Here is a 25999-nt window from a genome sequence, read left to right as displayed (position 1 = left end):
TAGCTCCTCGTCATCCCGGCGCACGCTGAGCGATCCCGGCTTTCGCCGGGATGACGCGAACCGCGACGGCTCTGCTGCGCCCAACTTCACTTTGCGTTCAGCGAGTGCGGCGGTATAGGCCGCAGCCATGACCACACGTCCGCGTTCGCCGCTCAAGCTCGCTTTCGCCGCCACTGCCTGCGCGGCCACTGTCTTCACCGCAGGCTGCGCCGGCGGTGGCGGCGGACCGAAGGATTCGCTCGCTTACGTCGCCCGCGACGTGGAGACACTCTATGCCGAGGCGAAGCGGCGGCTCGACAGCGGCAACGCCAAGCTCGCCGCCGCACTGTTCGACGAGGTCGAGCGTCAGCACCCCTATTCCCCCTGGGCGCGCCGTGCGCAGTTGATGAGCGCGTTCAGCTATTACGTGGCGAAGGATTACAACCAGGCGATCCAGAGCGCGCAGCGCTTCCTGTCGATCCACCCGGGCAACAAGGACGCCCCCTACGCCTATTACCTGATCGCGCTCAGCTATTACGAGCAGATCAGCGACGTGCACCGCGACCAGGCGATCACCGAACAGGCGCGCACCGCGCTGAACGAAGTCGTGCGGCGTTTCCCGCAGACCGAATACGCCGCCGACGCGCGGCTGAAGCTGGACCTCGTCAACGATCACCTCGCCGGCAAGGAGATGGAGATCGGGCGCTTCTACCAGCGCAGCGGCAACTGGCTGGCGGCGCAGATCCGTTTCCAGAACGTGGTCGACAATTTCCAGACGACCAGCCACGCGCCGGAAGCGCTCTACCGTCTGGCGGAAAGCAGCCTGGCGCTCGGCATTCCCGAAGAAGCGGTGAAGTACGCCGCCGTGCTCGGCGCGAACTATCCGGGCAACGAGTGGTACGAGAAGGCCTACGATCTGGTGCAGGATCACGCGGCCGGCGTCACCGCGAGCTAATTGTCGCGGAAGCGAAGCTCGTTTCCGGGCCGGCGTCACCCTGAACTTGTTTGTGCTTTGCACAACTTCGCTTCCAGGGCCCAGTTCTCCTCCATGCGCCCTTCGGGCGCTTCGAGAGCGGGATGGATGCTGAAACGAGTTCAGCATGACGGGGATGGATGATTAACCCCGGTTCCAAATGCCGGGAACAAGCGCGCACCGGTTGGTGACGCGCTTTCTCATTCCGGCTAGAGAATCGGGCCAGTCATGCTGACCCGCCTGTCCATCCGCAACGTCGTGCTGATCGAAGCGCTCGATCTCGATTTCGGGCGCGGCCTCGGCGTGCTCACGGGCGAAACCGGGGCAGGCAAGTCGATCCTGCTCGACGCGCTCGGCCTCGTGCTCGGCAACCGGGCGGAGACCATGCTGGTGCGCGCCGGCGAGGACCGCGCGAGCGTCACCGCGAGTTTCGAGTTCGCGCGGCTGCCCGATGCGATCGCCGAAGCGCTCGATGATGCCGAGATCGCGATCGAGCCTGGCGAACCGCTGATCATCCGCCGTCAGGTGCGCGCCGACGGGGGCAGCAAGGCCTTCGTCAACGACCAGCCGGTCAGCGTCGCGCTGCTGCGCCAGATCGCGCCAGCGCTGGTCGAGCTGCACGGGCAGCACGACGACCGCGGGCTGGTCAATCCGCGCGGCCACCGGGCGCTGCTCGACCGCTATGCCGGGGCCGACACCGCCGGCCTCGCAGCCGCATGGGACGCGTGGCGCGCGGCGGACGAGCGGCTGGAGAGTGCGCGCGCGGCGATCGAACAGGCCAAGGCCGACCAGGACCTGCTGCTGGCGCATCTGGCGGAGCTGACCGCGCTCGAGCCGCAGGCGGGCGAGGAGGCGCGGCTCGCCGAAACGCGGGCGGCGATGCAGAAGGGCGAGCGGCTGTCGGGCGATCTCGAGGAGCTGCGCCATGTGTGGGACGGGTCGGATTCGCCGCTTGCCTCGCTTCGGGTGGCGGCGCGGCGGCTCGACCGGATCGCGCCGGAGCACCCGCTGCTGACCGAGGCGCTGGCCGCGCTCGACCGCGCGGTGATCGAGGCGAGCGAGGCGGAGGAGAAGCTGGAAGCCGCGGCCGAGGCGCTGGTGCACGATCCGGCCGCGTTGGAGGCGGCCGAGACCCGCCTGTTCGACTTGCGCGCGCTGGCCCGCAAGCACCGCTGCGAGGTGGACGAACTGCCCGAGAAGATGCGCGCGTTTCGCGCCGCGCTCGACGCGATAGAGGGCGGGGAGGCCGAGCTCGACGCGCTCGAAGCAGCCGCGCGCGAGGCGGGGGAGCGCTATCGCGAGCGGGCGGGCGCTTTGCACACGGCGCGCGCGGCGGCGGCGGCGAAGCTCGACGAGGCGGTGGCAGCGGAGCTAGCGCCGCTCAGGCTCGATGCCGCGCGCTTCCGCACGGCGGTCGCCCGATTGCCCGAGGAGCGCTGGGGGCCGTACGGGCTCGACAGCGTCGAGTTCCTGATCGCGACCAATCCGGGCGCGGATTTCGCCCCGCTCGCCAAGATCGCCAGCGGCGGGGAGCTGTCGCGCTTCATCCTCGCGCTCAAGGTCGCGCTCGCCGAGCAGGGCGGTGCGGCGACGGTGATCTTCGACGAGATCGACCGCGGCGTCGGCGGCGCAGTCGCCAGCGCGATCGGCGAACGCCTCGCGCGGCTGGCGGAAGGTGGGCAGTTGCTGGCCGTGACGCACAGCCCGCAAGTCGCGGCGCGGGGCGGCACGCACTACCTGATCGCCAAGTCGAGCGAGGGGACCGTGACCAAGACCTCTGTCCTGCTGCTCGACGAGGGCGGCCGGCAGGAGGAAATCGCCCGCATGCTCAGCGGGGCGGAAGTGACGCCGGAGGCACGCGCGCAGGCGGACCGGCTGCTGGAGGGGGTGTGAGGCGTGCCGCGCTCGGGGTGGCTCTGCTGATGGTGGCGGGCTCGTCCCCGGCCGAGACGGTTGCGCCGGCGCCGCCCGCCACCGGCGACACGTTCGGCACCGATGCGCATCTCGCGCCTTCGGAGCCGGACGCGGTGCTGCGCTATGCCGATCATCCGCGCGGGTTTGCGGAGTTGCGGCTGCCGGAGGGGGAGGGGCCGTTTCCGCTCGCGGTGATCTTCCATGGAGGGTGCTGGAAGACCGGTATCGCCAACCAGGCCTACATGGCGCCGCTCGCGACGCGTTGGCAGGCACAGGGGATCGCGACCCTCAACGTCGACTACCGCGAGGTCGGCGATGGCGGCGGCTGGCCGGACAGCTTCGAGGACTGGCAGGCCTCGGCGGCGCTGATCGAGCGGGTGACGGCTGTGCACCCGATCGACCGCGCGCGCGTGACGCTGGTCGGGCATTCTGCAGGCGCGCTCCCGGCGCAGTGGCTGGCGATGGCGCAGGGGATCGACGGCCCGCTGGGTGCGCGCGAGCCGCTGGCGGTGCGCGCGGCGATCGTCCTCGACGGCCCGGCGGATGTCGGGGCGGAGCGGGAGGCATTCGACGCCCTGTGCGAGTTTTCCTCGGTCGATCCGTTCATGGGCGGCGAGCCGGGCGCTGCGCCCGCGCGCTACGCCGCGATCTCCCCGCTGGGCCACCCGCCGAAGCTGGAGGAGCTGCTGTTCGTCCAGGCCGTCCTCCCGCCTCCGCCCGAGAGCGCGCAAGCCGCGATCCGCAGCGCGGGAACGCAGCTCGAAATTCGTGCGAATCCCGGCGCGAGCCACTTCGCCGTCCTCACCCCGGGCGCCGACGCCTATGCCGCCAGCGAACCCGCGATGCTGAGGGTGATGCGCGGCGGAGAGGCCACGCGATGATGGACCGGCGGACGCATCTCGCGGCGCTGGCCGCTTTCGCGGTAGCGGTGTTGCCCTCGCGGCAGGTGAAGGCTCTGGAGAGGATCATGGAAGAGATACACCCGCAATATGGCCTGATCGGGCAGATCATCGCGCAGCCCGGCAAGCGTGCCGAACTCGCCGCGATCCTGGCCGAAGGCACGGACCGGATCCCGGGCAACTTCGGCTATCTGGTCGGCGAGGATGCGGGCAATCCGGATGCCCTGTGGGTCGTGGAGCTCTGGGCCGATAAAGAGGCGCACGCCGCCTCGCTGGCTCTGCCGCAGGTCAAGGACGCGATTGCCCGGGGCCGTCCGCTGATCGCGGAATTCGGCACTCGCGCAGAGTTCAAGCCGGTGGCAAACGCCGCTGCATGACGGATATTGAATCGCTCTCCGAGGCCGAGGCCGCCAACGAGCTGATGCGGCTCGCGAAGACGATCGCGCGGCACAACCGGCTCTATCATGCCGAGGATGCGCCGGAGGTCACCGACCAGGAATACGACGCGCTCGTGCGCCGCAATGCCGCGCTTGAGGCGGCGTTTCCGCACCTCGTCCGGGCCGACTCGCCCTCGACCGCGGTGGGCCATGCGGTGGCGGGATCGCCGCTGTCGAAGGTGACGCACGAGGTTCGCATGATGAGCCTCGACAATGCTTTCGCGGAGGAGGAGGTGGCCGAGTTCGTCGCGCGTGTGCGGCGCTATCTGGCGCTTGCGGACGACGCGCCGCTCGCCTTCACCGCGGAGGACAAGATCGATGGGCTGTCTTGTTCGCTGCGCTATGAAAATGGCGAGCTGGTGCGCGCCGCCACCCGCGGCGACGGGCAGGTGGGGGAGGACGTCACGGCGAACGTGGCCTGCATCGCGGATATTCCGCAGCGCCTCCACCACCCCCCGGCCCCCTCCTCTAAAGAGGAGGGGGGGAAGAAAAGGCGCGCCGAAAAAGCCCCCTCCTCTTTAGAGGAGGGGGTTGGGGGTGGTACCTCCACCTTCCCCGCCGTGTTCGAAGTGCGCGGCGAGGTCTACATGGAGCGCGAGGCTTTCCTTGCGCTCAACGGGCGGCTGATGGAGGAGGCGCGCGCGCAGGCCGAGGCGAAGGGGGAGGAATTCGATCCCGCGAAAGTGCGCCAGTTCGCCAATCCCCGCAATGCCGCCGCTGGTTCGCTGCGGCAGAAGGATGCGAGCGTCACCGCCAGCCGACCGCTGCGCTTCTGGGCGCACGGGTGGGGCGCCGCGTCCGAGGTGCCGGGCGAGACGCAGTACGAGGTCATGCGCCGGATCGGCGAATGGGGCCTGCCGATCAGCCCCGATCTCAAGCTCTGCCACTCGCTGGAGGAGATGCTCGCGCACTACGCTGCGATCGGCCGGCGGCGCGGGAAGCTCGGCTACGAAATCGACGGCGTGGTCTACAAGGTCGACCGGCTCGACTGGCAGGAGCGGCTCGGCTTCGTCGCCAAGGCGCCGCGCTGGGCGCTGGCGCACAAGTTTCCGGCTGAACAGGCCGAGACCACGCTGGAGGCGATCGACATTCAGGTCGGGCGCACGGGCAAGCTCACGCCGGTCGGCCGCCTCGCCCCGGTGCTTGTCGGCGGAGTGACGGTGACCAACGTCACGCTGCACAACCGCGACGAGATCGCGCGACTGGGCGTGCGGCCGGGCGACCGGATCAAGGTCCAGCGCGCGGGCGATGTGATTCCGCAAGTGGTCGAGAACCTGACGCGGGATGCCGAGCGCCCGGCCTATCGTTTCCCCGAGACCTGCCCCGATTGCGGCAGCGACGCCGTTGCCGAGGAAGGCGAGGTCGATGTCCGCTGCACCGGCGGGCTGATCTGCCCCGCGCAGCGGACCGAACGGCTCAAGCATTTCGTCAGCCGCGGCGCGCTCGACATCGAGGGGTTGGGCGAGAAGACCATCGACCAGTTCTTCGCCCTGGGCTGGCTGGAGAGCCCGGCCGACATCTTCCGCCTCAAGGGCCGGCGCGAGGCGATCCTCGCGCTCGAGGGCTGGCAGGACAAGTCTGTGGACAACCTGTTGGCGAGCATCGCGGCCAAGCGTGAGCCCGACGCCGCGCGGCTGCTGTTCGGCCTCGGCATCCGCCATGTCGGCGCAGTCACCGCGCGCGATCTGATGAAGGGCCTCGGCGATATCCGCCGCCTGCGGGAGAAAGCTGCCGCGATTCACGCCTATCGCGAGGAGAACCCGCGCGGCGAGGATGAATCGGCGGGCAAGTTCAACGCGCGCATGGTCGAGGCGATCAAGGACATCCTCGAAGTGCGCGCCGACGGCATTGGCACGGCGGTCGGCTTCGCGCTGGCCGACTTCTTCCATGAAGAGCACAACCGCGACGTCTGGAACGACCTGATCGGCGACCGGCCCGGCGCAGGCGTGGTCGATCCGCCGCCCTATGTGGTGGAGACGAAGGACAGCGCGGTTGCGGGCAAGACGGTCGTGTTCACCGGCAAGCTCGAAACCATGAGCCGCGACGAGGCCAAGGCCCAGGCCGAGCGCCTTGGCGCCAAGGCCGCCGGATCGGTCAGCGCGAAGACCGATCTGGTGGTTGCCGGCCCCGGCGCGGGCAGCAAGCTTAAGAAGGCGGCGGACCTCGGCATCGAGGTGATCGACGAGGCTGCCTGGGCGGAGATCGTCAAAGCGGCGGGTTGAGGCGGTTGACGGCGAGTTTCCCTTGCTCCCGCTGCTCCCTCTTTCCTCCCTCATCCGGATCGCTAACCGCAAGGTCCGACGGCGCGGCGCGCGATCCCAGCTTTCGCTGGGACGACGATGAAATCTGAGGGGGCCAACTCACCGGGCACCCCACCACGCCACACATGGCCCCACCGGCCAGACCGTGGCCTGCTTGCGACGGCCTACGCAACATTCCGGGGGGCCATCCATTGGCCAGATAGACGCGGATGTTTCCGCGCCCTTGCTCCGCGCGCCGGCCGCGGGTCGCCGCGGGCAAGCCGACCCAGCCTAGCGGAGACCAGCAATGCAAGTCAGCGAATGTATGACGAGAGACGTCCAGGTCGCGAGCCCGGACGATACGATCCAGCACGCCGCACAGATCATGGAACGGATCGACGCCGGCGTCCTTCCGGTCGGGCAGGGCGACCGGCTCGTCGGGATGATCACCGACCGCGACATCGCCATCCGTGCCGTGGCGAAAGGCCGCGAATGCGACACGCCCGTGGGTGATGCGATGAGCAGCCAGGTCCTGTACTGCTACGCCGACGACGATGCCGAGGACGTGCTCGAGAACATGGGCGACCAGCAGCTTCGCCGCATGCCGGTGGTCGACCGCGACAAGCGTCTGGTCGGCATCGTCTCGATCGGCGACCTCGCCAAGAAGGACGAGCGCGACACCGGCGAGGCGCTGAGCCAGATCGCACAGCCAGGCGGCCTCCACGCCACCTGATCCCCAACCAGGAGAAAACCGATGAGCGCCAACGGCCTCGAGGTATTCGACAAGACCCTGCAGACGACCAACATCTGGCTGGACCAGATCATGGAACGGCTCGGCCCCGACCGACAGGTCGCATGGAAAGCGCTGAGCACGGTGCTCCACAAGCTGCGCGACCGCCTGCCGGTGGAAGAGGCGGCGCACCTCGGCGCACAGCTCCCGCTACTCGTGCGCGGGGTCTACTACGACCAGTACCAGCCTGCGCGGCAGCCGATCCGCTGCAACCGCGAGGAGTTCGTCGCCGAAGTGACCGAATGGCTCGCCGACACCCGCCCGGTCGACCCGGAGGAGGCGATCCGCGCGGTCTTCGACGTGCTCTCGCGCAATATCGACACCGGGCAGGTGGAAAAGGTCAAGGCGATCCTGCCCGAGACGATCCGCGATCTCTGGCGCAGCGCGGAGGAAGTGGCCTGAGCGGTTCAGGAAGACGGGCTACTCCGGCTCCACGTCGTAGTGGATGATCTGCACGGCGATCAGGCCGTCCTTCACCACGAAGGCGTCCGCGCCATGCCGGGTGCGCGCGCCGTTGGTGGCTTCGCGGTCCAGCCGAGGAGCGCGTAGTCCTCGGCGACTTGCACCAGTTCGTATCGATAGGTTGCGTCGGGCAGATTCTCGCGCAGAACCCGCGCGGTCTCGCGAATGCCGTCCTTGCCGTGAAATACGCCGTCTTTCGACAGCACGAGCAGGTCGTCCGTGTAATTCCGCTCGACGTCCGCGCCGAGCGCGTGCTCGCGCCGCAGCGCGAGGTGATCTTCGATGACTTCCCGGGTCGTGCGCATCCTTGCCTCCTCGCGGGAAGAACGCCGGCGCTGGGGAAGTGTTTCGCGCGGCGGTGAAGCCGGTCTTCCAACTGCTGGGTTTCGCGGCGTCCGAGAGATTGATTTTTTGGTTCGCGCAGAGGCGCAGAGGCGCGGAGAGGTTTCGCGTAAACTATCCCTCTGTCATCCCCGCGAAAGCGGGGACCCATCTTCGGACGGCAGGAGCTGGGTCCCCGCTTTCGCGGGGATGACAAAGCTATGACCTAAGCGCGCCTTCCCTCCGCGCCTCCGCGCGAACCCTCTTCTGGTCCAACCGCCGCAAGGGGCGTGGAGGGTACGGGACAAGCCCTCCCCCGGCCCCTCCCGCGAGCGGGAGGGGAGGAGGGCGTCAGCGCGTCAGCTTCTTGTAGGCGAGGCGCGTCGGGCGGTCGGCAGCGTCGCCGAGGCGGCGGCGCTTGTCTTCCTCGTAGGCTTCGAAGTTGCCTTCGAACCATTCGACGTGGCTGTTGCCCTCGAAAGCGAGGATATGCGTCGCCAGGCGGTCGAGGAAGAAGCGGTCGTGCGAGATGACCACGGCGCAGCCGGCGAAGTTCTCGATCGCCTCTTCCAGCGCGCCGAGCGTCTCGACGTCCAGGTCGTTGGTCGGCTCGTCCAGCAGCAGCACGTTGCCGCCGGTCTTGAGCATCTTGGCCATGTGGACGCGGTTGCGCTCGCCGCCGGACAGCTTGCCGACGTTCTTCTGCTGGTCCTGACCCTTGAAGTTGAACGCGCCGACATAGGCCCGCGTGCTCATGTCGTGGCCGTTGACCTTCATGTAGTCGAGCCCGTCCGAGATTTCTTCCCAGACGTTGTGCCTGGGGTCGAGGTGGTCGCGGCTCTGGTCGACGTAGCCGAGGCGCACGGTGTCGCCGATCTCCACGCTGCCGCTGTCGGGTTCTTCCTTGCCGGTGAGAATCTTGAACAGTGTGGACTTACCCGCGCCGTTCGGCCCGATCACGCCGACGATGCCGCCGGGGGGCAGGGTGAAGCTCAGATCTTCGAACAGCAGCTTGTCGCCATAGGCCTTTGAGATACCCTTGGCCTCGATCACCTTGCCGCCGAGGCGTTCGGGCACCTGGATGACGATCTGCGCCTTGCCGGGCTTGCGGTCGTTCTGCGCTTCCTGGAGCTGTTCGAACTTGCGGATACGCGCCTTCGACTTGGTCTGGCGAGCGGCGGGAGTCTGGCGAATCCATTCGAGCTCGCGGCTGAGCGCCTTCTGCCGCCCGCTCTCCTCGCGCGATTCCTGCTCGAGGCGCTTGGCCTTCTTCTCGAGGTAGGTCGAGTAGTTGCCCTCGTAAGGGAAGTAGTTGCCGCGATCGAGCTCGAGGATCCAGCCGACGACGTTGTCGAGGAAGTAGCGGTCGTGGGTGATCATCAGCACCGCGCCGGCATATTCCTTGAGGTGGTTCTCCAGCCACTCGACGCTCTCGGCGTCGAGGTGGTTGGTCGGCTCGTCGAGCAGCAGGATCGAGGGCTTCTGAATCAGAAGACGGGTGAGCGCCACGCGGCGCTTCTCGCCGCCCGACAGGTCGGTGACCGGCCAGTCGCCCGGCGGGCAGCGCAGCGCCTCCATGGCGATTTCGAGCTGGTTGTCGAGCGTCCAGCCGTCGACCGCGTCGATCTTCTCCTGTAGCTCGCCCATCTCGGCGCCGAGCGCGTCGAAATCGGCGCCGTCCTCGCCCATCTCGATGCCGATCTGGTTGAACCGCTCGACCATGTCGGCCACGTCGCGCGCGCCGTCCTTGACGTTCTCGAGCACGGTCTTCGACGGGTCGAGTTCCGGCTCCTGCGGGAGATAGCCGACGGTGATGTTCTCGCCCGGCCAGGCCTCGCCGGTGAAGTCGGTGTCGATGCCGGCCATGATCTTCATCAGCGTCGACTTACCCGCGCCGTTGGGGCCGACGATGCCGATCTTGGCGCCCTGGTAGAACTGCAGGTTGATGTTCTGCAGCACCGGCTTCTGCGCGCCGGGGAAAGTCTTGGTCATGTTCTTCATGACGAATGCGTATTGGGCGGCCATCAGTCGTCCTTCGGGTATCAGCAGGTGTTTCGAGAGTTGGCGCGCAGATAGGCGTTGGGGCGGGCGCGGGCAAGCTGGACTTGGCCGCAAGACGCCGATAGCAAGCGCACCCATGAGGACTCTGGCACTGGCGCTCGCCGCCGCATCGCTCCCGACGCTCGCCGCCGCGCAGACCGTCGCTTCCGAAACCCCCGCCGCTGCCGCCAGCGCCGATGCTGCGCTCGAAAGCGACACGCTCGCGTGGGATTTCGTCGAGGGGATCACGACCGAGGTCGGGCCGCGCCAAGCCGGCACCGAGGCGGAGAAGCGCGGGCGCGACTGGTCGGTGGCATGGCTCAAGGCCAATGGCTTTGTCAATGTCGCGGACGAGCCGTTCCAGATGGAAACCTGGGTCCGCGGCACCGAGACCGCCGAGATCGTCAGCCCTTATCCGCAGCCGTTCCATGTGACGGCGCTGGGCGGCAGCGCCTCGACCGGGCCGGAGGGGATCACCGCCGAAGTGGTCGAGTTCGAGAGCGTCGCCGCGCTCCAGGCCGCGCCGGCGGGGAGCCTGAAGGGCAAGATCGCCTATATCAGCCACGACATGACGCCGACGCAGGACGGCTCGCAATACGGCTTCGCGGGCCCGGCGCGCTGGGTCGGCGCGGGGATCGCCGCGAGCAAGGGGGCGGTCGGGAGCGTGATCAAGTCGGTTGGCACCGACTATCACCGCAACCCGCATGCGGGCGGCACCTCGTTCCCCGAAGGCGTGGCGCCGATCCCGGCGGGCGCGCTGTCGCTGCCCGACGCGGCGAACCTGGAGCGGATGTTCGACCGCGCCGAGGGGCCGGTCACGATGAAGCTCGTGCTCACACCTCGCGACCTCGGCACGACCACCAGCGGCAACGTCGTGGGTGAGATCGTCGGGCGCGACCCTTCGCTGCCGCCGGTGCTCGTCGCCTGCCATATCGATAGCTGGGACCTCGGCACCGGCGCGATCGACGACGGCGCGGGCTGCGGCATCGTAGCCGCGGCCGCGAAGCACGTCGCCGCCGCAGGCCAGCCGCTGCGCACGATCCGCGTGCTGTTCGCAGGGGCGGAAGAGACGGGGCTGTGGGGCTCCAAGGCCTATTCCGCCGCGCACATCGACGAGCCGATCGCGGTGGGCCTCGAAAGCGACTTCGGCGCGGACCGCATCTGGAAGTTCGAGAGCAACTTCCGCGAGAGCAACCCCGACCTTCACGCGAAGATCGCGGCGGCCGTCGCGCGCTTCGGCGTCTCCAACGGCACCGGCGTCGCGACGGGCGGAGCGGACATCAACATCGTGCGCGACCAGAACAGCGCGATCATCGACCTCGCGCAGGACGGCACGCGCTACTTCGACCTGCACCACACGCCCGACGACACACTCGACAAGGTCGATCCGGTGCAGCTGCGCCAGAACGTCGCTGTCTGGACCCAGGTCGTCGGCATCCTCGCCAACGAGCCAGGGTCGATCAAGGGCGAGTAGGCCCTAGCTCCCGAACCCCCGCCGCATCAGCGCGGGCAGCATCATGGCCTGGAGGCTCGCACGCGCGACGAGGAACAGCGTGAAGGCGAGCCACAGGCCCCAGTTGCCGTGCGGCCAGGCGAACCACAGCACGCCGGCGTAGACCACCGCCGCGCCGAGCATCGAGAGTAGCAGCGCGCGCGTCCAGCTCGCACCCACGAACACGCCGTCGAATACGAAACCGGCGACGCCGGCGAAGGGGATCAGCACCAGCCAGAACGCCTGCTGCCGCGCCGCGTCCGCCACAGCGTCGGTCGCGGCGAAGCTGGCGAGGATAGGGTCGGCCAGCAGCGCGAACGCGAGGGCGACCAGCGCCGCCGCGCCGAAACCGCGCAGCAGAATCGCCCTGATGTAGCGCGCGAATCCCTCGCGGTCCTGCGCGCCGGCCCGTTCGCCGTTCAGTACTTGCGCGGCGTTCTCGAACCCGTCGAGCAGCAGCGCGGTGAAGACGAACATCTGGTAGAGGATGCCGTTCGCCGCGAGCACCACGGCGCCGCGCTCGGCGCTCAGCCGGGTCAGCGCGGCCAAGGCGACCATCAGGACCACCGTGCGCAGGAACAGGTCGCGGTTGAGCGAGAGGAACGGGCGCAGGCTGTTCCAACGCAGCACCGTGCGCTCGCGCGCGGCGTCGAGGATCGTGCGCCCCTGCTCGCCCCGCAGCACGAAGGCGGCAACCGCGGCGAGCTTGGCGTATTCGGCGGCGAAACTGGACCAGCCGACCCCCGCGATCCCCATGTCGAGATCGAGCACGAACCACAGCCCCAGCGCGACGTTGAGCAGGTTGTAGGCGACCTCGAACACGAGCACCGCCGCCATCCGCCGCCGCCCGACGAGATAGCCGATCAGCGCGAGATTGAGCATGACGCCCGGCGCGGTCCAGTAACGGATCTCGGCATAAGTTCGCGCGGCGGCGAGCACTTCGCCCTCCGCGCCCAGAACGCTGAGCAGCGCGGGCATCAGTACCGGCTTGGCGATCAGCAGCATGACCGCGATCGCGATCCCGATCGTCGCTCCGCGTAGCAATATCGCCGCCTGTTCCTGCGCCCCGCTGCGGGTGCCCGCCTGCGCGACGAGCCCGGTCGTGCCGGTCTTGAGGAAGTTCATCACGGTGAACAGCACCGCGAACAGCCGCGCGCCGACGTCCACCGCACCTTGCGCCGCGGCGTCCTCCAGCCGGCCGACGATCCACATGTCGCCGACCCCGATCAGTGCCGTCGCGACATTGGTGACCATCGCGGGCAAGGCGATCGCCCAGATGACCCGGGTGTCGAGCGCGGCGGCAGGGGAGGGGGTGGAAATCGCCTTGGCTCCTCACGGGCTCCGGCGCAGGTCCGGCCGGAGCGCGCCAGCCGTAACGGCTAATCCGGCGCCGCGCTATGGGGCCGCGCCGTCAGGGCAGGTCCGCCTGACGCGGCACCAGGGCGCGCGCGGTTGCGGCCCCCGGGCGCTTGCGCGACTTCCTGCGCTTGCTGCCGAACCAGAAGCTCCAGGTCGCGAGCGTGCCGAGCAGCACGAGTGCGAGGCCGGAGCATGTCAGCACCAGCCGCCAGGCCACGCCGCCGACCTTGCCGGCGTGGACCGGGTAGTATTTCTCGGTGATCGCGGAAGCGGTGTCGCCGGTCGCAGGGTCGTCGGTCGCGAGAACGGTGCCGGTGGCGGGATCGAGATAGACGTAGGTCCGGCCATTGGGAGTCCACTCGAAGCTCTGCTTCATCCGCAGCGTGAGCGGCGCGCCGGGTTTCTGCGGGAGCGTCAGGCGGCGCGGCAGGGCTTCGGGAAATGCGGCCTGCGCATTGGCCATGACGGTCGGCCAGTCGGTCGCGGAGGCATGCGGCCCATCCGTCTCCGGCTGGATGGGCGCGGCCGTCTCGGCGGGGTCGGCCCAGGGCGTCAGCAGCGCTTCCGACACGGCCGGGAATATCATGAAGGCGCCCGTCAGCGCACTCAGGATCAGCACCGGCGAAGCGACCGCGCCGATATCGCGGTGCTGGCGGATGATCGCGCCCTTGGTGAAGCGCGCCGGCCACAGGCGGAATTCGAAGGACCTGCGGGTGCGCCACCACAGGATCAGGCCCGTCACCGCGAAGGCGAGCAGCAGCAGGCCGAGGGCGCCGGTCAGGTATTCGCCGATCTCGCCCATGAACAGGTAGTGGTGAAGGTCGAACAGCCACAGTTCCGGCCGGCCCCACATGCTGTCCCACCGGTCGACGACCACGCCGGCCTGGGTGAGATAGGCCCCGCCGCCGTCGGTGTATATCGCCTGGTGGAGACCCAGATCGTCGTTGGCGAAGGTGATGCGCGAGAGCGCCGGATCCTCCGCGATCGCCGCCGCCACGGCCTGCCCGATCTGGGCCGGGTCCGCCGTCAGCGGATCGTCCGCGCCCGGCAGGCCGATCCAGCTCTCCTCCCACACCAGCACCGTGCCGCTGAGGCCGATCACCGCGAGCAGCAGGCCGACAATGCCCCCGGCCCAGCCGTGCAGGAGGGCGAGGAGGCGCATCAGAAGGCGCCGCGCCAGCTCAAAGTGAAAGTGCGCCCCCGGCCGGCGTAGAAGCGGTTGTTGTCCGACGTGCGCACGGTGTCGCTGTCGTAGGTCAGGTAGTACTTGTCGGCGAGGTTCTGCACCGCGAGTGCGAATTCGCCGGCGCCGGTCTGATAGGCCACGTAGGCGTCGAGCAGCGTGTAGCCCTCGAAGTCCGTGTCCACGCTGGCGTCGTTGAACGTGCGCGAGAGATAGAAGCGCGACTGCAGCCGGGCGCTGAACGGGCCGCTGCGATAATCGGCGGAGAGATTGAGCCGGTCGGGCGAAATGTTGGCGCCGTCCAGATCGTTGTTCACCAGCTCGTCTTCATCGTTGCTGTCGGTCTGGCCCTCGATATCGCTGTAAGCCGCGCTGAGCGTGAGGCCGGGCAGCGGCGTGCGCCAGGCGATGTTCGCCTCCAGCCCCTCGATCTGGATCGGCTGGCGCGAGACGCTGAAGATGCCGTCCTGGCCGAGCACCAGGATCGATCCGAGATCGCTCGACGACCAGAAGTAGCTGACGCCGGCGTCGATCGCGCCGCGCTTCCACTCAAGGCCGATCTCGCGGTTGTTCGAGATCACCGGTTCGAGCGCGAGGTAGTTGTCGATATCGACGCCTTCCTCCTCGATTCCGCGCAGGATGCGGCCGACGTCGGCGATCGTGTAGCCCTCGGCATAGCTGCCGTAGGCGCGCAGGCCTGCAATCGGCTCCACGATCACGCCGCCGTTCCACAGGACATCGTTGAACGAGGGGCTGCCGCCGCCGACGGCGACGGGCCGATAGGTGCCGAGGTTGTCAGGGACGCCATCGCCGTTGTCGTCCTCGTCGTTGCGGCCGTCGCCATCGTGGTCGGGAATGCGACCGTAGAAGGCCAATGTTTCGAAGTCGCCGACCTTCAGTTGCACGTCTTCGTAGCGGGCACCGCCCGCAAGGCGCACGGCACCGCCGAACAGCGCGAGGTTCGCCTGCGCGAACGGTGCGAGACTGCGGAAGTCTGTCTCCGGCACCCAGGTGCGGCCCGTCTGGGCCAGATACTGCTCGGTGCGGTCGAACAGCGCGTCGAAGCCGGCGGTCACGGTCAGATCCTCGAAACCGGGCACCGCGCGCTCGTAGCTGATCTTGCCGCCGATCTTGCGCGACAGGTTCGCCGACTGGTCGAACAGATTGCCGGTCGGATCGATGGCCGGATCCTGGAACGTGTCGGTGACGAGGCCGCCGAACACGTCGCGCGTGCGGCTGAAGAAGGCCTGCACGGCGAACGCGCCGCCGCCGAGATCATCGTCGGTCAGGGCGGCGGAGAGCAGCTCGGCACGGTTCGTCGGCGGATCGCCCTGGATAACCCCACGCTCGCTGCTGGCGGGGATGCCTTCGGCGCGATTGCCGGGCACGAGCACGTAGTTGCCGTTGCCCTGCAGCTCGAACCGGTTGGCGACCACGTCCAGCCGCGCGCTCGGGCTGAGCTGGTAGCCGAAGCGCCCGAACACCGACCAGGAGTCGCTGTCCTGGACCTCACCCTGGGTGCCGTCGACGCCGATGTTGTTGCCGTGCCCGTCCCGATAGGCACCGCGCTGCTCGAACGTCGCGCCGACCGTCGCGTCGAACGCGCCCGCGCGGTAGCCGACGAGGGCGCCGATCTTGCCGCCCATCGCGGCGCCGTCGAAGCCGTCCGCGGCCGAGGCCTGCAGCAGCGTGCGCGCGGCAACGCCGTCCTCCGCCGGCGCGCCGACGGTGACCTGGTTCACCACGCCGCCGGTGCCGCCGATGCCCTGCAGCGCGTTGGAGCCATAGATCACCTCGACCCGGTCGATGAAGAACGGATCGATCGTGTACCCGTCGCGCGAACCGTCGCGGACCGGGGTCGACTGCGGGATGCCGTTGATCGCGTAGAGCGGCGAGCGCCCGCGCAGGCTCTCGCCCGATCCCGAGAGCTTCTCGCGCGTCGGCGAGAACGAGGGGAGCAGGGCGGAGACCGCGTCGACCGTCGAGCCCGAGATCTGCACCTGCTGCTGCAGCGCCTCGGTGTCGACCACGTCGATCGTCAGCGGCAGCGCGCTCGGGGGGAGCTGGGTGCGCGCGGCGCTGACGATGATCTCCGCCTCGCCTTCCGCGTCCTCGGCGCCGACCGACTGGGCGGCAGCGCCGCTCGACCAGGCGAGTGCGACGGCGAGAGCGGGCAACGAAACGCGGATAGACATGGGAACCCCCCTGAACTGTGTGGCGGGTCCGCTAGCAGCGCTGCAACTGGCTCGCAATAGCATCTTTGGGGATGCGTCGGAAAAGACCTCCAAGGCCGGTTCCACACGCTCCGCCCGCCGCGGATCGCGACTGCAGGCGGCGGTGATGAAAGGGGGAACTTGGTCGGGGAGACAGGATGCGAATCCTCTGCCCCGCAATGTTCACTGGACACAATCGCTTACGATATTACTAGTGTTTACGGATCGGTTGTGTCACGGAGGATGTCACAGTTTGTGTCACGGATCCAGGTGGTATGTCGCGTGGGGATGGATACTCGATCATAAAGCGCAAGCGCAATGGTCGAGAGCTGCGGAACTTCGAGGTCCGCATTCAAGTGCCCGTCGCGTGGCGGGATGTCGTCGGTAAGACCGAGGTTCTGCTTTCGCTCGGGACGGGAGATCGCCGCACCGCCAACATGCGCGCGCCGCAGGTCGTCGCGGAGAAGCTGGCGGCCTGGGGGCGTGCTGCTGGCGAAGCTCCAGCAGCGACACCCGCGCTGGACCCGTCGAGTGTTGCGGTGCATGTTGCCTTCGACGGCATGCTGGACGCCATGGAAGGTCGCCGTCGCGAATGGCCGGTCGACGACGCCGAATACGCGGAACGGCTCGCAGAACGCGAGGCGGATCTGCGCCGGATGACCCGACGCCTTCAAGACGGCGACCTGTCGCAGTGGGAGGCGGTCGCCGACCGAATTATAGAAGCGCGCGGCCTAGCGATCACAAAAGATAGCGAGGGATACGCCGCGTTCGTCCGCGGTATCGCCGAAATGAGCATCGATGCCGTCAGTGTGTTCGTTCGCCGCACCAGCGGGGAGCTCGACGCGGCGCCGCGCAGTTCAATCGTCAGGCAGATCAAGGCTAGAGACGCGGCGAAGGCGAAGGCAGGCGAGAGCCTGGTGGAACTGTTCGACCAGTGGGCAGAAGAAATGCTGGCGAAGGGCGCGAAGCGTCCCGACACCGTGAACCAGGACCGAAAGGTCATCCGACAGTTCGCGGCGTTCGTCGGGCTCGATCGGGAGGTGCGTTCGATCACGCCGCTGGAAGTCGCCGACTACCGCGACACCATGCGCAAGCTGCCCCCGAAGTGGATGAGCAAGAAACTCTTGCGCGATCTCGACATGAGGGCTGCGGCGGTCAAGGCTCGCGAGCTAGGGCTCCCCCGAACCGCGTTCACCAACGTGAACAAGCACCTGTCGACGATTTCGCCGCTGTTCAAGTGGCTCGCCGGGCAACCCAAGTGGGCCGGGCTTGGAAATCCATGCACGGGCCTGTTCCACCCCAAGGTAAAAGGAAAGAATCCGCGTCCGCCGTTCACGACCGACGACCTCAATGTGATCCTCCAGTCGCCGTTGTTCACCGGCTTTCAGGCTGACGGAAAGGAGCATGTGCCAGGTGAACAGCGTGCGCATGATTGGCGTTACTGGATACCTTTGGTCGCGATGTTCACCGGCGCGCGCATCGGCGAGGTCGCACAGCTGCGGCTCGGGGATGTTCGACAAGAGCGAGGCGTGTGGTTCGTGCATATCCGGCATGATTCTGGGGAGGGCCTGGCGACGAAGAGCGGGAAGAGTCGCCCGGCCGCGTTGCACTCAATGCTCGAAAGTCTTGGCTTCCTAGCCTTCCATGAGCGCGAGCTAGAACGCGCAGGTAACGATCTTGCCGCGCCGCTATTCCCGGAACTGGCCCCGAACGCACGCGGCCAGATCAGCGGAACCCCCTCACGATGGTGGCGTGACTATCTCGTAGCGATCGGGGTGAAGGACCCGAGCGTCGAGGGTGGAGATGGCTTCGGATCGCATAGTTTCCGACACACACTTGCCGATCGATTGCGTGACGAGGCCGAGCTGCTCGATACCGAGATCGCGGTGTGCCTTGGACACAGCATCTCATCGACCACATCGGGGTATGGGCGGCTGACCCAAGGCACAGTCAACAAGTTCAGCGGGTGGATGAAGGCCGTGACGTTCGAAGGGGTCGATTTCAACCGTCTCACGAGGTTCCGCCAATAGGTCGTGATCTCCTCGCTGCGCATCTCGGTGCGGTCACGCTGCGGAGCCGCTAAGCCTGCCCAACGCCCGTGGCGGGAAGCAATTGTCGGTTGGCCACCGTGTTGATTTCCATGTCGGCTCCAGATAGACGGCAGCGCCCCTGCAATACCGTCGACACGCCGCGTGTCGTCACATCGATCTCAACATTATGTCAGCTCCCCACCGCAAGCCGTTCAAGCGGCAAAGAGTCGACCGCTTGCTGGATCTTCGTCTGGATGATCCAGCGATCGATCGAGATGCAAAAGTCCTGCAAGATCTGAAGGATGCCTACAGGCGCAACGCGGTCAGTCCGAAGCTTCGCGGCCTATTACAAACGTCGCCTACATTGTATTGGAAGTTGAGGGGCTCAAGATTCCCAATCCGCCAGGGGAACGGCAAGCGACTTCCCCGATGGCGATCATTGTCACCATGGATGAAGGTGCAGATCGGCTCCGTCGCCCTGGCGGAACCAGGATACATGCTGTTCCAGATCCATCTGCACGACGAACTCCGGGCCGAGATCGACGCATCGGGAGGTGGGCACAAGGACTACTTGCGAGACCGCATTGCTCGATGCGCACGGGCATTATTCGGTGGTCCGCGCTGGTTCTTCTTCGTGATGGAAGACCAGTCTCCTGACGGTGATTCCACCAGGCCGCACGCTCACGGCTCGATCGAGGTTCGACCTGCGACACTTCCTGCTAGGGGCGAAAGGCACCACCTGCGTTACCGACGCTTGGCTGAGCGCATGGGACAGGCGCATGCCGAACGCATATGCGGGTTGGCCCTTACAAAGGATCTTCTGCGGGTGGCGTCAGGGAACAGGAGAGCGGATCGCCCCACGATCGTTCAAGGTGTTCATCAAGGTCGAAACGTCTGGACGAGCACCCCGAAGCGTCCCTTCTTCAATGACCAGTGGGTCACTTACGCCTTCAAGAACATCGACAAGGTGAGTCCAACGCTCCCTGACGATCGGTTGGCATTCTCGCAATCGCTCCGGACCGAATCGAGGCGACTGTGGAACCTGATCAGGATCGGTGAAGAGGCCCTCTCGCAGTGGCCCTGAACATGCTGCTCGAATTACGTTTGCGCGCCGCTGGATGTCGTCCTGGCGCCGCTCCCCGCGATATGATCAGCGAGAGCAGGCGCATGAGAGCAAGATCTCTTCGGGGCGGCTGGCTAGGCCGGATGATCAAGGTATTGGGACAGACAATCGCCAGTTGAAAATTCTTACAAATTTGTTCAGCGGATTCTTGAGAACGCGACAGAGCTGATGAATCTGCCCGGCACTGAAGTGCACGTGAAAGCGCGTGATTCTCGCGTTCCGCATATGTGCGGCATGATCGTCGAGATTGAATCAATCAATCTCTCCCGCGTGCACATCCCAGCACGAGCCCACCCGAATCCCAGCGCATGACGACCTACGGTGACTGCATCACCAACAGCACAGGATATGCAGCACCATGCGAATGCGACTTTATGAAGCAGAGTTCGTCCGCCCCGACGGGATCGTCAACGGCCACATCGTCGCGCCATCCGGCGCGACCGCGACCCAGTTCGCGAAGGAGTATCATGACGAGACTGGAATACACGTCTCGCAGATCACCATAGCCCGCATCGACGACAAGCTACCCTCCCGACGCCGTTGGGGGCTCGATGACTTGCTGGAGACCGCATCGATTGGGTTCGCATCGGAATGCCCTCCGCTCGGCTGGTTCGGTCACACCCTGGTGCAGCCAAGGCTCAAGCTTTACCGGATCGAGCCCGAGAACGAGGAAGCAGTGCATATCATCGCACAGAACCCGGACGTCGCATCGGCGATCTGGTTGTGCGGGCTTGACCTCGGGGACGACGGTGCGCACCCGTTCTGGAGTATCTCGCAAGGGCTCGATCACCTGGACGAGCAACAGCGTGCAGAAATGGAGAATCGGTTAGAAGTCGGGCCTGTTGGCGAGTATGTCTGGAACTCCGAGCGCGGCTGGGCGCTGAAGTAGAGCCACAACCTTGACGACGTGCTCTCGCGCGGTGCAGCGGGTGTCGCACATCGCCACGGCGGGGGAGGCTGGTCTATCGAGCCATAGGGACCATCCGACCTTGCCTCCAAATGGTATCCCCGTTGGAGGCAAGGTCCTTCCGTATGCGGTGTTGCCGACGCGCTCGGCCTAGGGCACGGCAGCCAACTTTCACGCCTAGCGTCCTGGCAGGTCGTTTACGCGGGCATTGGACGGCGAGAAAATGCGAGCTCCGCCGAGAGGCGTGTGCTAGTCCTGCGGTGAGGGGGGATCAGTCAGTCGATGAAGAAGTTCTCGAAGCGGCAGGCCCCGCTCAACGTAGTTTCTCTCTATACCGGGGCCGGTGGGCTGGACCTCGGCTTTGAGGCGGCAGGCTTCATCACATGCGCGGCGGTCGAGCTCGATGCCAACGCGCGCATGACACTTGAGGACAACCGGCCGCAATGGGTGCAGCCCGAGAACGGTAACGCTCTCGAGATCGACCCCGATGCCCTACTCACGACTGCTGGCCTACAACGACAGCAAGTGGACGCACTGATTGGCGGCCCGCCTTGCCAGCCTTTCTCCAAGTCCGCGTTCTGGGCTGCCGGAACGACACGTCGACTGGACGACCCGCGCGCTCGCACGCTGGGGGCAATGCTTGACCTAGCTGAGGCGATCTTGCCCCGCGTCCTGGTGATAGAGAACGTCCGCGGGATTGCTTATCGCGAGAAGGACGAGGCGATGACACTGGTCCAACAGCGCTTAGGCCAGATCAACGAACGTCACGGGACGCGCTACACTTCGACGGTTACCTATCTGCAGGCGACGGACTTCGGCGTTCCGCAGATGCGCGAACGTGCCTTCCTCGTCTCGTTCCGCGACGGCCAAACCTTTGAGGCCCCCGAGGCTATCACCGGCGTCAGCACGAACCACACGGCGCCCACGGCGTGGGACGCAATCGGTGATCTGGTTCTCGACGACGCGCAGGTCGAGCGACTGGCGGCTCGTGGCAAGTGGGCCGGCCTCCTACCTTCTGTGCCGGAAGGGCAGAACTATCTCTGGCATACCGATAGGGGCGGGGGTCTGCCGCTGTTCGGCTGGAGAACGCGCTACTGGTCGTTTTTGTTGAAGCTCGCCAAAGACAGGCCCGCGTGGACGATTCAGGCTGACCCTGGGCCTGCCACCGGGCCATTCCACTGGGATAGCCGATTGCTCTCCATCGAAGAGATGGCGCGTCTTCAGAGCTTTCCTATCGGCTACCGCTTTGCGGGTGATTACCGCGCGGCACGAAGGCAGATCGGCAACGCAGTCCCGCCGGCGCTGGCCGAGGCGGTGGCGCGCCGCATCAGCTCCATACTCCTTCATCAGACGTATCGCTCAAGTCTGACCCTTGCGGTCCCCTCGCGCGGCACGCCGCCGGCACCGGCAGAGGTCAAGCAAGTTGCCGACCAGTTCCGAATTCTCGCCGGTCATCACGAAGCACATCCGGGAACCGGCAAGGGACCTGCCGCTCTGTTACGTCCAGCGCCCTTAGCGTCATTGCCGCAGGGAGGGAGCGAGCACTTTGACGCCGACCCCATCGACGATAGTGGTGAAGAGCCTGCGGCTGCATAGGTTTCGCAAAGACTTCCACAGCAACGCCGACTCGTAGTCTTCCAGCTCCGTCGGCACGTGATCAAGGAGCGTCTCTGCGCAGACCACCACCAGTCGTTCCTGGGTGCGTGAGAACGCGACGTTGGCTCTGTTGAGATTCAGAATGAAGCTCGCAGCAGCGCCTATCGCGTGGGGATCACTTTCCGTTCCCGAGACCACGATGATCGGCCGTTCGCCACCTTGCACCTTTTCGACCGTGTCGATGATCGAGGCGGCGTGAGAAAGCGGCTCCAGCCGCCCCTTTAGAAGCGCGCGCTGGGCTCGGTGCGGTGTGATAACGGCCACAGAGTCAGCTGCGAGTTCGCCACGAGAGCGAAGGATCTCCTCGATCAAATGCGCTTCGAGCGGATTGCTCTGACGCGAATTGCGCTCGCCATGAACGACAAGAATCAGGCCCTCGCCCTCTTGCCAGATGTCGTCCCAGCTGCCGACTACCGGCGCGGTCTCGGAGGGAGGCATGTGGTCCGGCCCTTCAAGCTCGATGTTGTCGAGCCCACCATACACACGCGAGATGAGCTCGCGAATGATCGGTGGCAGCCGGAATGTGTAGGTCAAAGCTGACTGCAGACACTGCGTAGGAAGCGGTCGACTCTCGTCGATTATGCGGAGCACCGCCTCGTAGGCGCTCTTAAAGGGTTGGTAGTATTGAGCAGGGGGGCGGTCCTCGTTTTCCCAGTCGTGCGCGATGATGGGAGACAGCTGCCGGTTGTCACCAGCGAGCATGATCTCGCCCTCCAGCTTCACCAGCGACGACAGGGCAAGGAAGTGAGGAAAAACCATCATGCTGGCCTCGTCGACGACGAGCGCGTCTGCGAGAAATCCTATCGGCTGCGCGTTGTAAGGCTGCTTGCTAGAAAGTTCTCTGGCCATCTTGAGGACAGCATTCGTTGTGCCTCCGATCACCACAGCGCCGGCCGCGCGCCAGGTCTTCACCCGTTGAGCGCAGGAATTGGAAACGAAGTTGACGATCTGGTCGGTGTCGACCGGCCGATTGCTGCTGTGGACGCGCGCCAGTGTGACCTCGGGCATTGTGATTCCCTGGAGGGCTGCCTCGGCACGAAATGAGTCCCGATACCGCAGCAGACGTTGCATGAGTGTGTCGACCGCGAGGTTCGTGTGCGCCGAGACCAGGATTACCGCGCCTTGACCCAACCTCGCAGCGATCCGCGCGTAGATAGAAGCTGCAGTAGTCACTGTTTTGCCGGTCCCCGGCGGCCCTTTGAGCAACTGCACGCGTGTGCTGATGCCTTCGCGGACCGCGTCGGCCTGGTCTTCATTGAGTGATGATGAACCCGCTGGGTGCGGCACCTGCCAGGAGGACAACAACGCGCTGATCCGCTCCTGACGAGTAGGCGGGATCGGTGGGATCGGAGGAATCCTCGGTCGGGACGGCTCGAACCACTCAAAGACGTGCCGCGCCCTGGCGGTGAGCAGCTTGTTCTCGACGGTTCCCGCGACGAAGTCGCTCGGGCTCTCGTCTACCGAAGCAAAGTCGAACACGTCCTCGTTCGCGTCAGGTGATCTGCTCGCAAGAATGTATGTGCTGTTCGCGCTGTAGATCGCCTTCATGCGGATAACTCCCGCATCCCAGTCGACGCTTTGGACGTTACAGGTCGAGCCACCCAGGGTGAGTTGGCGAAGGGTTTGACCTCTCATTACGTCGCCCGACCTCGGACTCAGCCGAACGAAGGAGCCCGCGTCGATCGACGTTCGCTGCGAGACTTCGCCCGCTGTCAGGCCGAACGATGCGACATCGAAGTCTGCAACAATGGTCTTGTTCTCGTCCGTGCGCACGTTTCGAACCGCGATGGTTCGACCTGACTGGACACGTGCCGAGAGAGGTTTGATGTTTGCGGTGAGCCAGTCCGTCATTCCCACATGATGATCTAGACGGAGGAAATCGACGCCGGCACGTGCCGTCGAGTCTATGCCCAAGTCGAATTCCTGAAGAGTGGAGATGGCCAGCGCCGGTTTCACGATCTCCTCGTTTTTGAACCGTATGCGCTCGTCTAGCCACCGCAGCGCGTGTGTCCGTGCATTCAGATAGGCTCGAAGAAGGCCGGAACCCTCGGCACGACGGTATCGTTCAATCGCGGCGCGAGTGCGGGCGTCCGCAACGTTTATCGGAAGCGTTCTCCAGACCGCCCGGAAATACGGCGCGGTCAGGGTATCGTGGAACCGGCTGCGTATCTCAAAGCGCTGACGGACGGAGCCTGGGGCATCGCGCGCGGTCCAGTTGCCCATGGCATCCACGTCGAGGGCACTTCGAAAGTCAAAGATGTCCTGCTCAAAGACCGTGTCGAGATCGGTGGACATTCCAAGCACGGTGCGCTTCCAATGGAAGCGCTGTCCGAACCAGGTTAGGGAGCTGGCGACGGAAAGGCCGCGACCGGTCCATCCGAGAGCGAAGCGGTTGTCAATCTCGTCCTGAAGGCAGGAGAAGATCAACTGTTCGAGGTTCTGTCTCGACCCCAGCAGTTCGCGGAGATGAGACAGCAATGTTGACCCACCGCGAGTGCAGGCTTCGACGAGCTGGGTCATTTCTGAGCGCGAGTAGACGTAGAAGTGTATCGGAACCGATGGCGCGTCGGCGATCGCCGCGATTGCCTCGATGACCTCGAACAGGAACTGCTGGATCATCTGACGCTCGGCGCCTGTGTCTTGGTCTGCAATGCCGGACCAAGGCGCAGTCTGGAAAGCCGTCACGTCACGGCCGTTCACGGCCCCCACGACCACCTCTCCGCTCGGCGACTCAGTGACCTCGTCGATCAAGGGGAGTGGACGGTGATCGTCGCCGAATGGGGTTCGGACATTGCCAGCACTATTGGTGACATGGGCGGCTAGCGCACCGATGCGGTTCTCCGTGTAGTCGTAGTCGACCTCCAGGTAGATGCGCACGAGGCGCTGACCGCCCATCGTATGCAACGGCAGCTGGCCTTGACCCGAATGTGGTAGTGACTGGACCTGGTATTCGCGAGGTTCGTCACCCACCTGTGGCAGCGTCGACTGGCGCGCCTTGGCAAGCGCGACCACCTGCTGCAGGTCGACATCAAAGCCAGGCGCGCTGCGGACTTGCTCTCCGCTAGGGGATGCGGGGTCGAGAGCGGCCAGATCATCAATTGTCCCGATCCCAGAAGATCGGAGAATGCGGCAGGTGGTTGGCGCAAGTCCGACGAGTTCGAGCCGGCGCTGCCTGGCGCTTTCGGGCAAACAGTGAACGCTGAAGAGGCAGCCATCGCACTTCGAGTCGAGCTGGAAATCGAGGGTATCAAGATCCCTATCGGCTACCGAGGCCAAAAGGCCCTCATTTGACAGCATTCGCTCGACGTCGGCACTCTCTGTGTCCAGGTTCAGTGCTTGACGAGCAAGCATATCCTGTGGTTCGTTGGTCGCCTCGTCAATCCGCACGACGGTGCCCTCAACTGCATCGGCCTCCAGCGGCTGGCCAGCGACGGTGAGCCCTTCAGCAGCGATGCGGGCGCGGAAAAGGACCATGTAGGTCGCGAGTTGTATCCGGTGATATGTGCGATCCTTTCGGCTCGCCTTTCCCTCGACAATTCGAAGCCGAGGGACCACGTCGTCCCAGAGCAAAACGACGAAGTCCATGCGTCCGTCGACGTTGAAGCACCCGATCGGGCCGCCGATCTCGACCTCTCGACAGTAGACTGCACGACCAGGAACCGCAGTTCTCAAGGCCGCTAGGAAGTCATCCCAGCTGACGACGCCAGTATCTGGATGCTGAGCCGCACCAAGGGGTCCGACGCCCTGTCGGGCGAGTGCCTGTTCCCACTTGTCCTCGGCGGCTTCGCCTACCGCTTGAAGGACCGGGTCGAGGCTGTTGAATAGCCGCTCCGAGAACGGCACCGACCGTGCGAGTTCGCGGTTGTTGAGGCCCAGCTTGAATCGACGCTCACACGATTGAAACCGAATGAACTCACCGATCTCGCTTACGCGGATGGTTGTCGGCAACGACGTCACAGTCCCCCCTCTCATCGACCACGC

Annotated in this window: 18 protein-coding genes; 12 read left to right on the top strand and 6 right to left on the bottom strand. The window is 65.9% G+C overall.

All coding sequences use genetic code 11. The features are described from left to right. Positions 1-127: 127 nt before the first annotated feature. From JNO53_RS03720 to JNO53_RS03690, 7 genes are all read left to right on the top strand, one after another. Positions 128-934, top strand: coding sequence for an outer membrane protein assembly factor BamD (locus JNO53_RS03720; RefSeq protein ID WP_203107713.1), 807 nt, complete (start codon positions 128-130; stop codon positions 932-934). 246 nt (positions 935-1180) lie between these two features. Then, positions 1181-2845 carry a DNA repair protein RecN gene (gene recN / locus JNO53_RS03715; protein WP_203107711.1) on the top strand — a complete coding sequence of 555 codons (1665 nt, stop codon included), beginning with the start codon at positions 1181-1183 and terminating at the stop codon, positions 2843-2845. After that, complete coding sequence (locus JNO53_RS03710; RefSeq protein WP_203107709.1) at positions 2842-3747, top strand: alpha/beta hydrolase; 906 nt, start codon at positions 2842-2844, stop codon at positions 3745-3747. The genes recN and JNO53_RS03710 overlap by 4 nt, the downstream gene beginning before the upstream one ends. Further along, positions 3744-4142: a putative quinol monooxygenase gene (locus JNO53_RS03705; RefSeq protein ID WP_238401550.1), complete on the top strand. Its 399-nt coding sequence runs from the start codon at positions 3744-3746 to the stop codon at positions 4140-4142. Before JNO53_RS03710 ends, JNO53_RS03705 begins: the two co-directional genes overlap by 4 nt. After that, on the top strand, positions 4139-6424 hold the full coding sequence (ligA, locus tag JNO53_RS03700; protein WP_203107707.1) for an NAD-dependent DNA ligase LigA: 2286 nt from the start codon (positions 4139-4141) through the stop codon (positions 6422-6424). The genes JNO53_RS03705 and ligA overlap by 4 nt, the downstream gene beginning before the upstream one ends. 343 nt (positions 6425-6767) lie before the next feature. Continuing rightward, positions 6768-7175, top strand: coding sequence for a CBS domain-containing protein (locus tag JNO53_RS03695; protein WP_238401549.1), 408 nt, complete (start codon positions 6768-6770; stop codon positions 7173-7175). A 21-nt stretch (positions 7176-7196) separates the two neighbouring features. Beyond that, positions 7197-7634 (top strand): DUF2267 domain-containing protein, encoded by a 438-nt coding sequence (locus JNO53_RS03690; RefSeq protein WP_203107703.1) that lies wholly within the window; start codon positions 7197-7199, stop codon positions 7632-7634. Positions 7635-7705: 71 nt separating this feature from the next. On the opposite strand, the gene JNO53_RS03685 is transcribed toward JNO53_RS03690, so the two are convergent. Further along, the gene (locus tag JNO53_RS03685; protein ID WP_203107701.1) at positions 7706-7999 is read right to left on the bottom strand and encodes a hypothetical protein; all 294 of its coding nucleotides are present in this window, start codon (positions 7997-7999) and stop codon (positions 7706-7708) included. Positions 8000-8366: 367 nt separating this feature from the next. Beyond that, positions 8367-10040, bottom strand: coding sequence for an energy-dependent translational throttle protein EttA (gene ettA, locus JNO53_RS03680; protein ID WP_203107699.1), 1674 nt, complete (start codon positions 10038-10040; stop codon positions 8367-8369). Positions 10041-10152: 112 nt separating this feature from the next. On the opposite strand from ettA, the gene JNO53_RS03675 reads away from it, so the two are divergent. Further along, positions 10153-11529 (top strand): M20/M25/M40 family metallo-hydrolase, encoded by a 1377-nt coding sequence (locus JNO53_RS03675; protein WP_203107697.1) that lies wholly within the window; start codon positions 10153-10155, stop codon positions 11527-11529. A 3-nt stretch (positions 11530-11532) separates the two neighbouring features. Here JNO53_RS03675 and JNO53_RS03670 read toward each other — a convergent pair whose 3' ends face one another. The 3 genes from JNO53_RS03670 to JNO53_RS03660 all read right to left on the bottom strand — a co-directional run bounded on the left by JNO53_RS03670 (position 11533) and on the right by JNO53_RS03660 (position 16284). Beyond that, positions 11533-12801 (bottom strand): MATE family efflux transporter, encoded by a 1269-nt coding sequence (locus tag JNO53_RS03670; protein ID WP_238401636.1) that lies wholly within the window; start codon positions 12799-12801, stop codon positions 11533-11535. A gap of 157 nt (positions 12802-12958) precedes the next feature. Further along, complete coding sequence (locus JNO53_RS03665; RefSeq protein WP_203107693.1) at positions 12959-14068, bottom strand: PepSY-associated TM helix domain-containing protein; 1110 nt, start codon at positions 14066-14068, stop codon at positions 12959-12961. Then, positions 14068-16284 carry a TonB-dependent receptor gene (locus tag JNO53_RS03660; RefSeq protein ID WP_203107691.1) on the bottom strand — a complete coding sequence of 739 codons (2217 nt, stop codon included), beginning with the start codon at positions 16282-16284 and terminating at the stop codon, positions 14068-14070. The genes JNO53_RS03665 and JNO53_RS03660 overlap by 1 nt, the downstream gene beginning before the upstream one ends. A gap of 293 nt (positions 16285-16577) precedes the next feature. On the opposite strand from JNO53_RS03660, the gene JNO53_RS03655 reads away from it, so the two are divergent. The 4 genes from JNO53_RS03655 (at position 16578) to JNO53_RS03640 (ending at position 21958) form a co-directional block, all read left to right on the top strand. Continuing rightward, positions 16578-18332 (top strand): site-specific integrase, encoded by a 1755-nt coding sequence (locus tag JNO53_RS03655; RefSeq protein WP_203107689.1) that lies wholly within the window; start codon positions 16578-16580, stop codon positions 18330-18332. Between the two features lie 451 nt (positions 18333-18783). Next, complete coding sequence (locus tag JNO53_RS03650) at positions 18784-19416, top strand: hypothetical protein (protein WP_203107687.1); 633 nt, start codon at positions 18784-18786, stop codon at positions 19414-19416. A gap of 403 nt (positions 19417-19819) precedes the next feature. Beyond that, the gene (locus tag JNO53_RS03645) at positions 19820-20344 is read left to right on the top strand and encodes a hypothetical protein (RefSeq protein ID WP_238401548.1); all 525 of its coding nucleotides are present in this window, start codon (positions 19820-19822) and stop codon (positions 20342-20344) included. A 300-nt stretch (positions 20345-20644) separates the two neighbouring features. Further along, positions 20645-21958 carry a DNA cytosine methyltransferase gene (locus JNO53_RS03640; RefSeq protein ID WP_203107683.1) on the top strand — a complete coding sequence of 438 codons (1314 nt, stop codon included), beginning with the start codon at positions 20645-20647 and terminating at the stop codon, positions 21956-21958. On the opposite strand, the gene JNO53_RS03635 is transcribed toward JNO53_RS03640, so the two are convergent. After that, positions 21881-25975: an AAA domain-containing protein gene (locus JNO53_RS03635; protein WP_203107681.1), complete on the bottom strand. Its 4095-nt coding sequence runs from the start codon at positions 25973-25975 to the stop codon at positions 21881-21883. The two genes, JNO53_RS03640 and JNO53_RS03635, sit on opposite strands and share 78 nt — an antisense overlap. Positions 25976-25999 lie beyond the last annotated feature (24 nt).

This window comes from Altererythrobacter sp. C41 (assembly GCF_016803135.1).
Classification (GTDB): Bacteria; Pseudomonadota; Alphaproteobacteria; order Sphingomonadales; family Sphingomonadaceae; genus Pelagerythrobacter.
This window is presented reverse-complemented; position numbering and strand designations above follow the sequence as displayed.

Excerpts from the sequence above, each read along its gene's own strand:
- JNO53_RS03650 (WP_203107687.1), top strand. The coding sequence starts at position 18,784 with ATGAAGGTGCAGATCGGCTCCGTCGCCCTGGCGGAACCAGGATACATG.
- JNO53_RS03655 (WP_203107689.1), top strand. The coding sequence starts at position 16,578 with ATGTCGCGTGGGGATGGATACTCGATCATAAAGCGCAAGCGCAATGGT.
- JNO53_RS03720 (WP_203107713.1), top strand. The coding sequence starts at position 128 with ATGACCACACGTCCGCGTTCGCCGCTCAAGCTCGCTTTCGCCGCCACT.
- JNO53_RS03660 (WP_203107691.1), bottom strand. The coding sequence starts at position 16,284 with ATGTCTATCCGCGTTTCGTTGCCCGCTCTCGCCGTCGCACTCGCCTGG.
- JNO53_RS03685 (WP_203107701.1), bottom strand. The coding sequence starts at position 7,999 with ATGCGCACGACCCGGGAAGTCATCGAAGATCACCTCGCGCTGCGGCGC.
- JNO53_RS03690 (WP_203107703.1), top strand. The coding sequence starts at position 7,197 with ATGAGCGCCAACGGCCTCGAGGTATTCGACAAGACCCTGCAGACGACC.
- ettA (WP_203107699.1), bottom strand. The coding sequence starts at position 10,040 with ATGGCCGCCCAATACGCATTCGTCATGAAGAACATGACCAAGACTTTC.
- JNO53_RS03695 (WP_238401549.1), top strand. The coding sequence starts at position 6,768 with ATGACGAGAGACGTCCAGGTCGCGAGCCCGGACGATACGATCCAGCAC.
- JNO53_RS03670 (WP_238401636.1), bottom strand. The coding sequence starts at position 12,801 with ATGGTCACCAATGTCGCGACGGCACTGATCGGGGTCGGCGACATGTGG.
- JNO53_RS03705 (WP_238401550.1), top strand. The coding sequence starts at position 3,744 with ATGATGGACCGGCGGACGCATCTCGCGGCGCTGGCCGCTTTCGCGGTA.
- recN (WP_203107711.1), top strand. The coding sequence starts at position 1,181 with ATGCTGACCCGCCTGTCCATCCGCAACGTCGTGCTGATCGAAGCGCTC.
- JNO53_RS03665 (WP_203107693.1), bottom strand. The coding sequence starts at position 14,068 with ATGCGCCTCCTCGCCCTCCTGCACGGCTGGGCCGGGGGCATTGTCGGC.
- JNO53_RS03675 (WP_203107697.1), top strand. The coding sequence starts at position 10,153 with ATGAGGACTCTGGCACTGGCGCTCGCCGCCGCATCGCTCCCGACGCTC.
- JNO53_RS03640 (WP_203107683.1), top strand. The coding sequence starts at position 20,645 with ATGAAGAAGTTCTCGAAGCGGCAGGCCCCGCTCAACGTAGTTTCTCTC.
- ligA (WP_203107707.1), top strand. The coding sequence starts at position 4,139 with ATGACGGATATTGAATCGCTCTCCGAGGCCGAGGCCGCCAACGAGCTG.
- JNO53_RS03645 (WP_238401548.1), top strand. The coding sequence starts at position 19,820 with ATGCGACTTTATGAAGCAGAGTTCGTCCGCCCCGACGGGATCGTCAAC.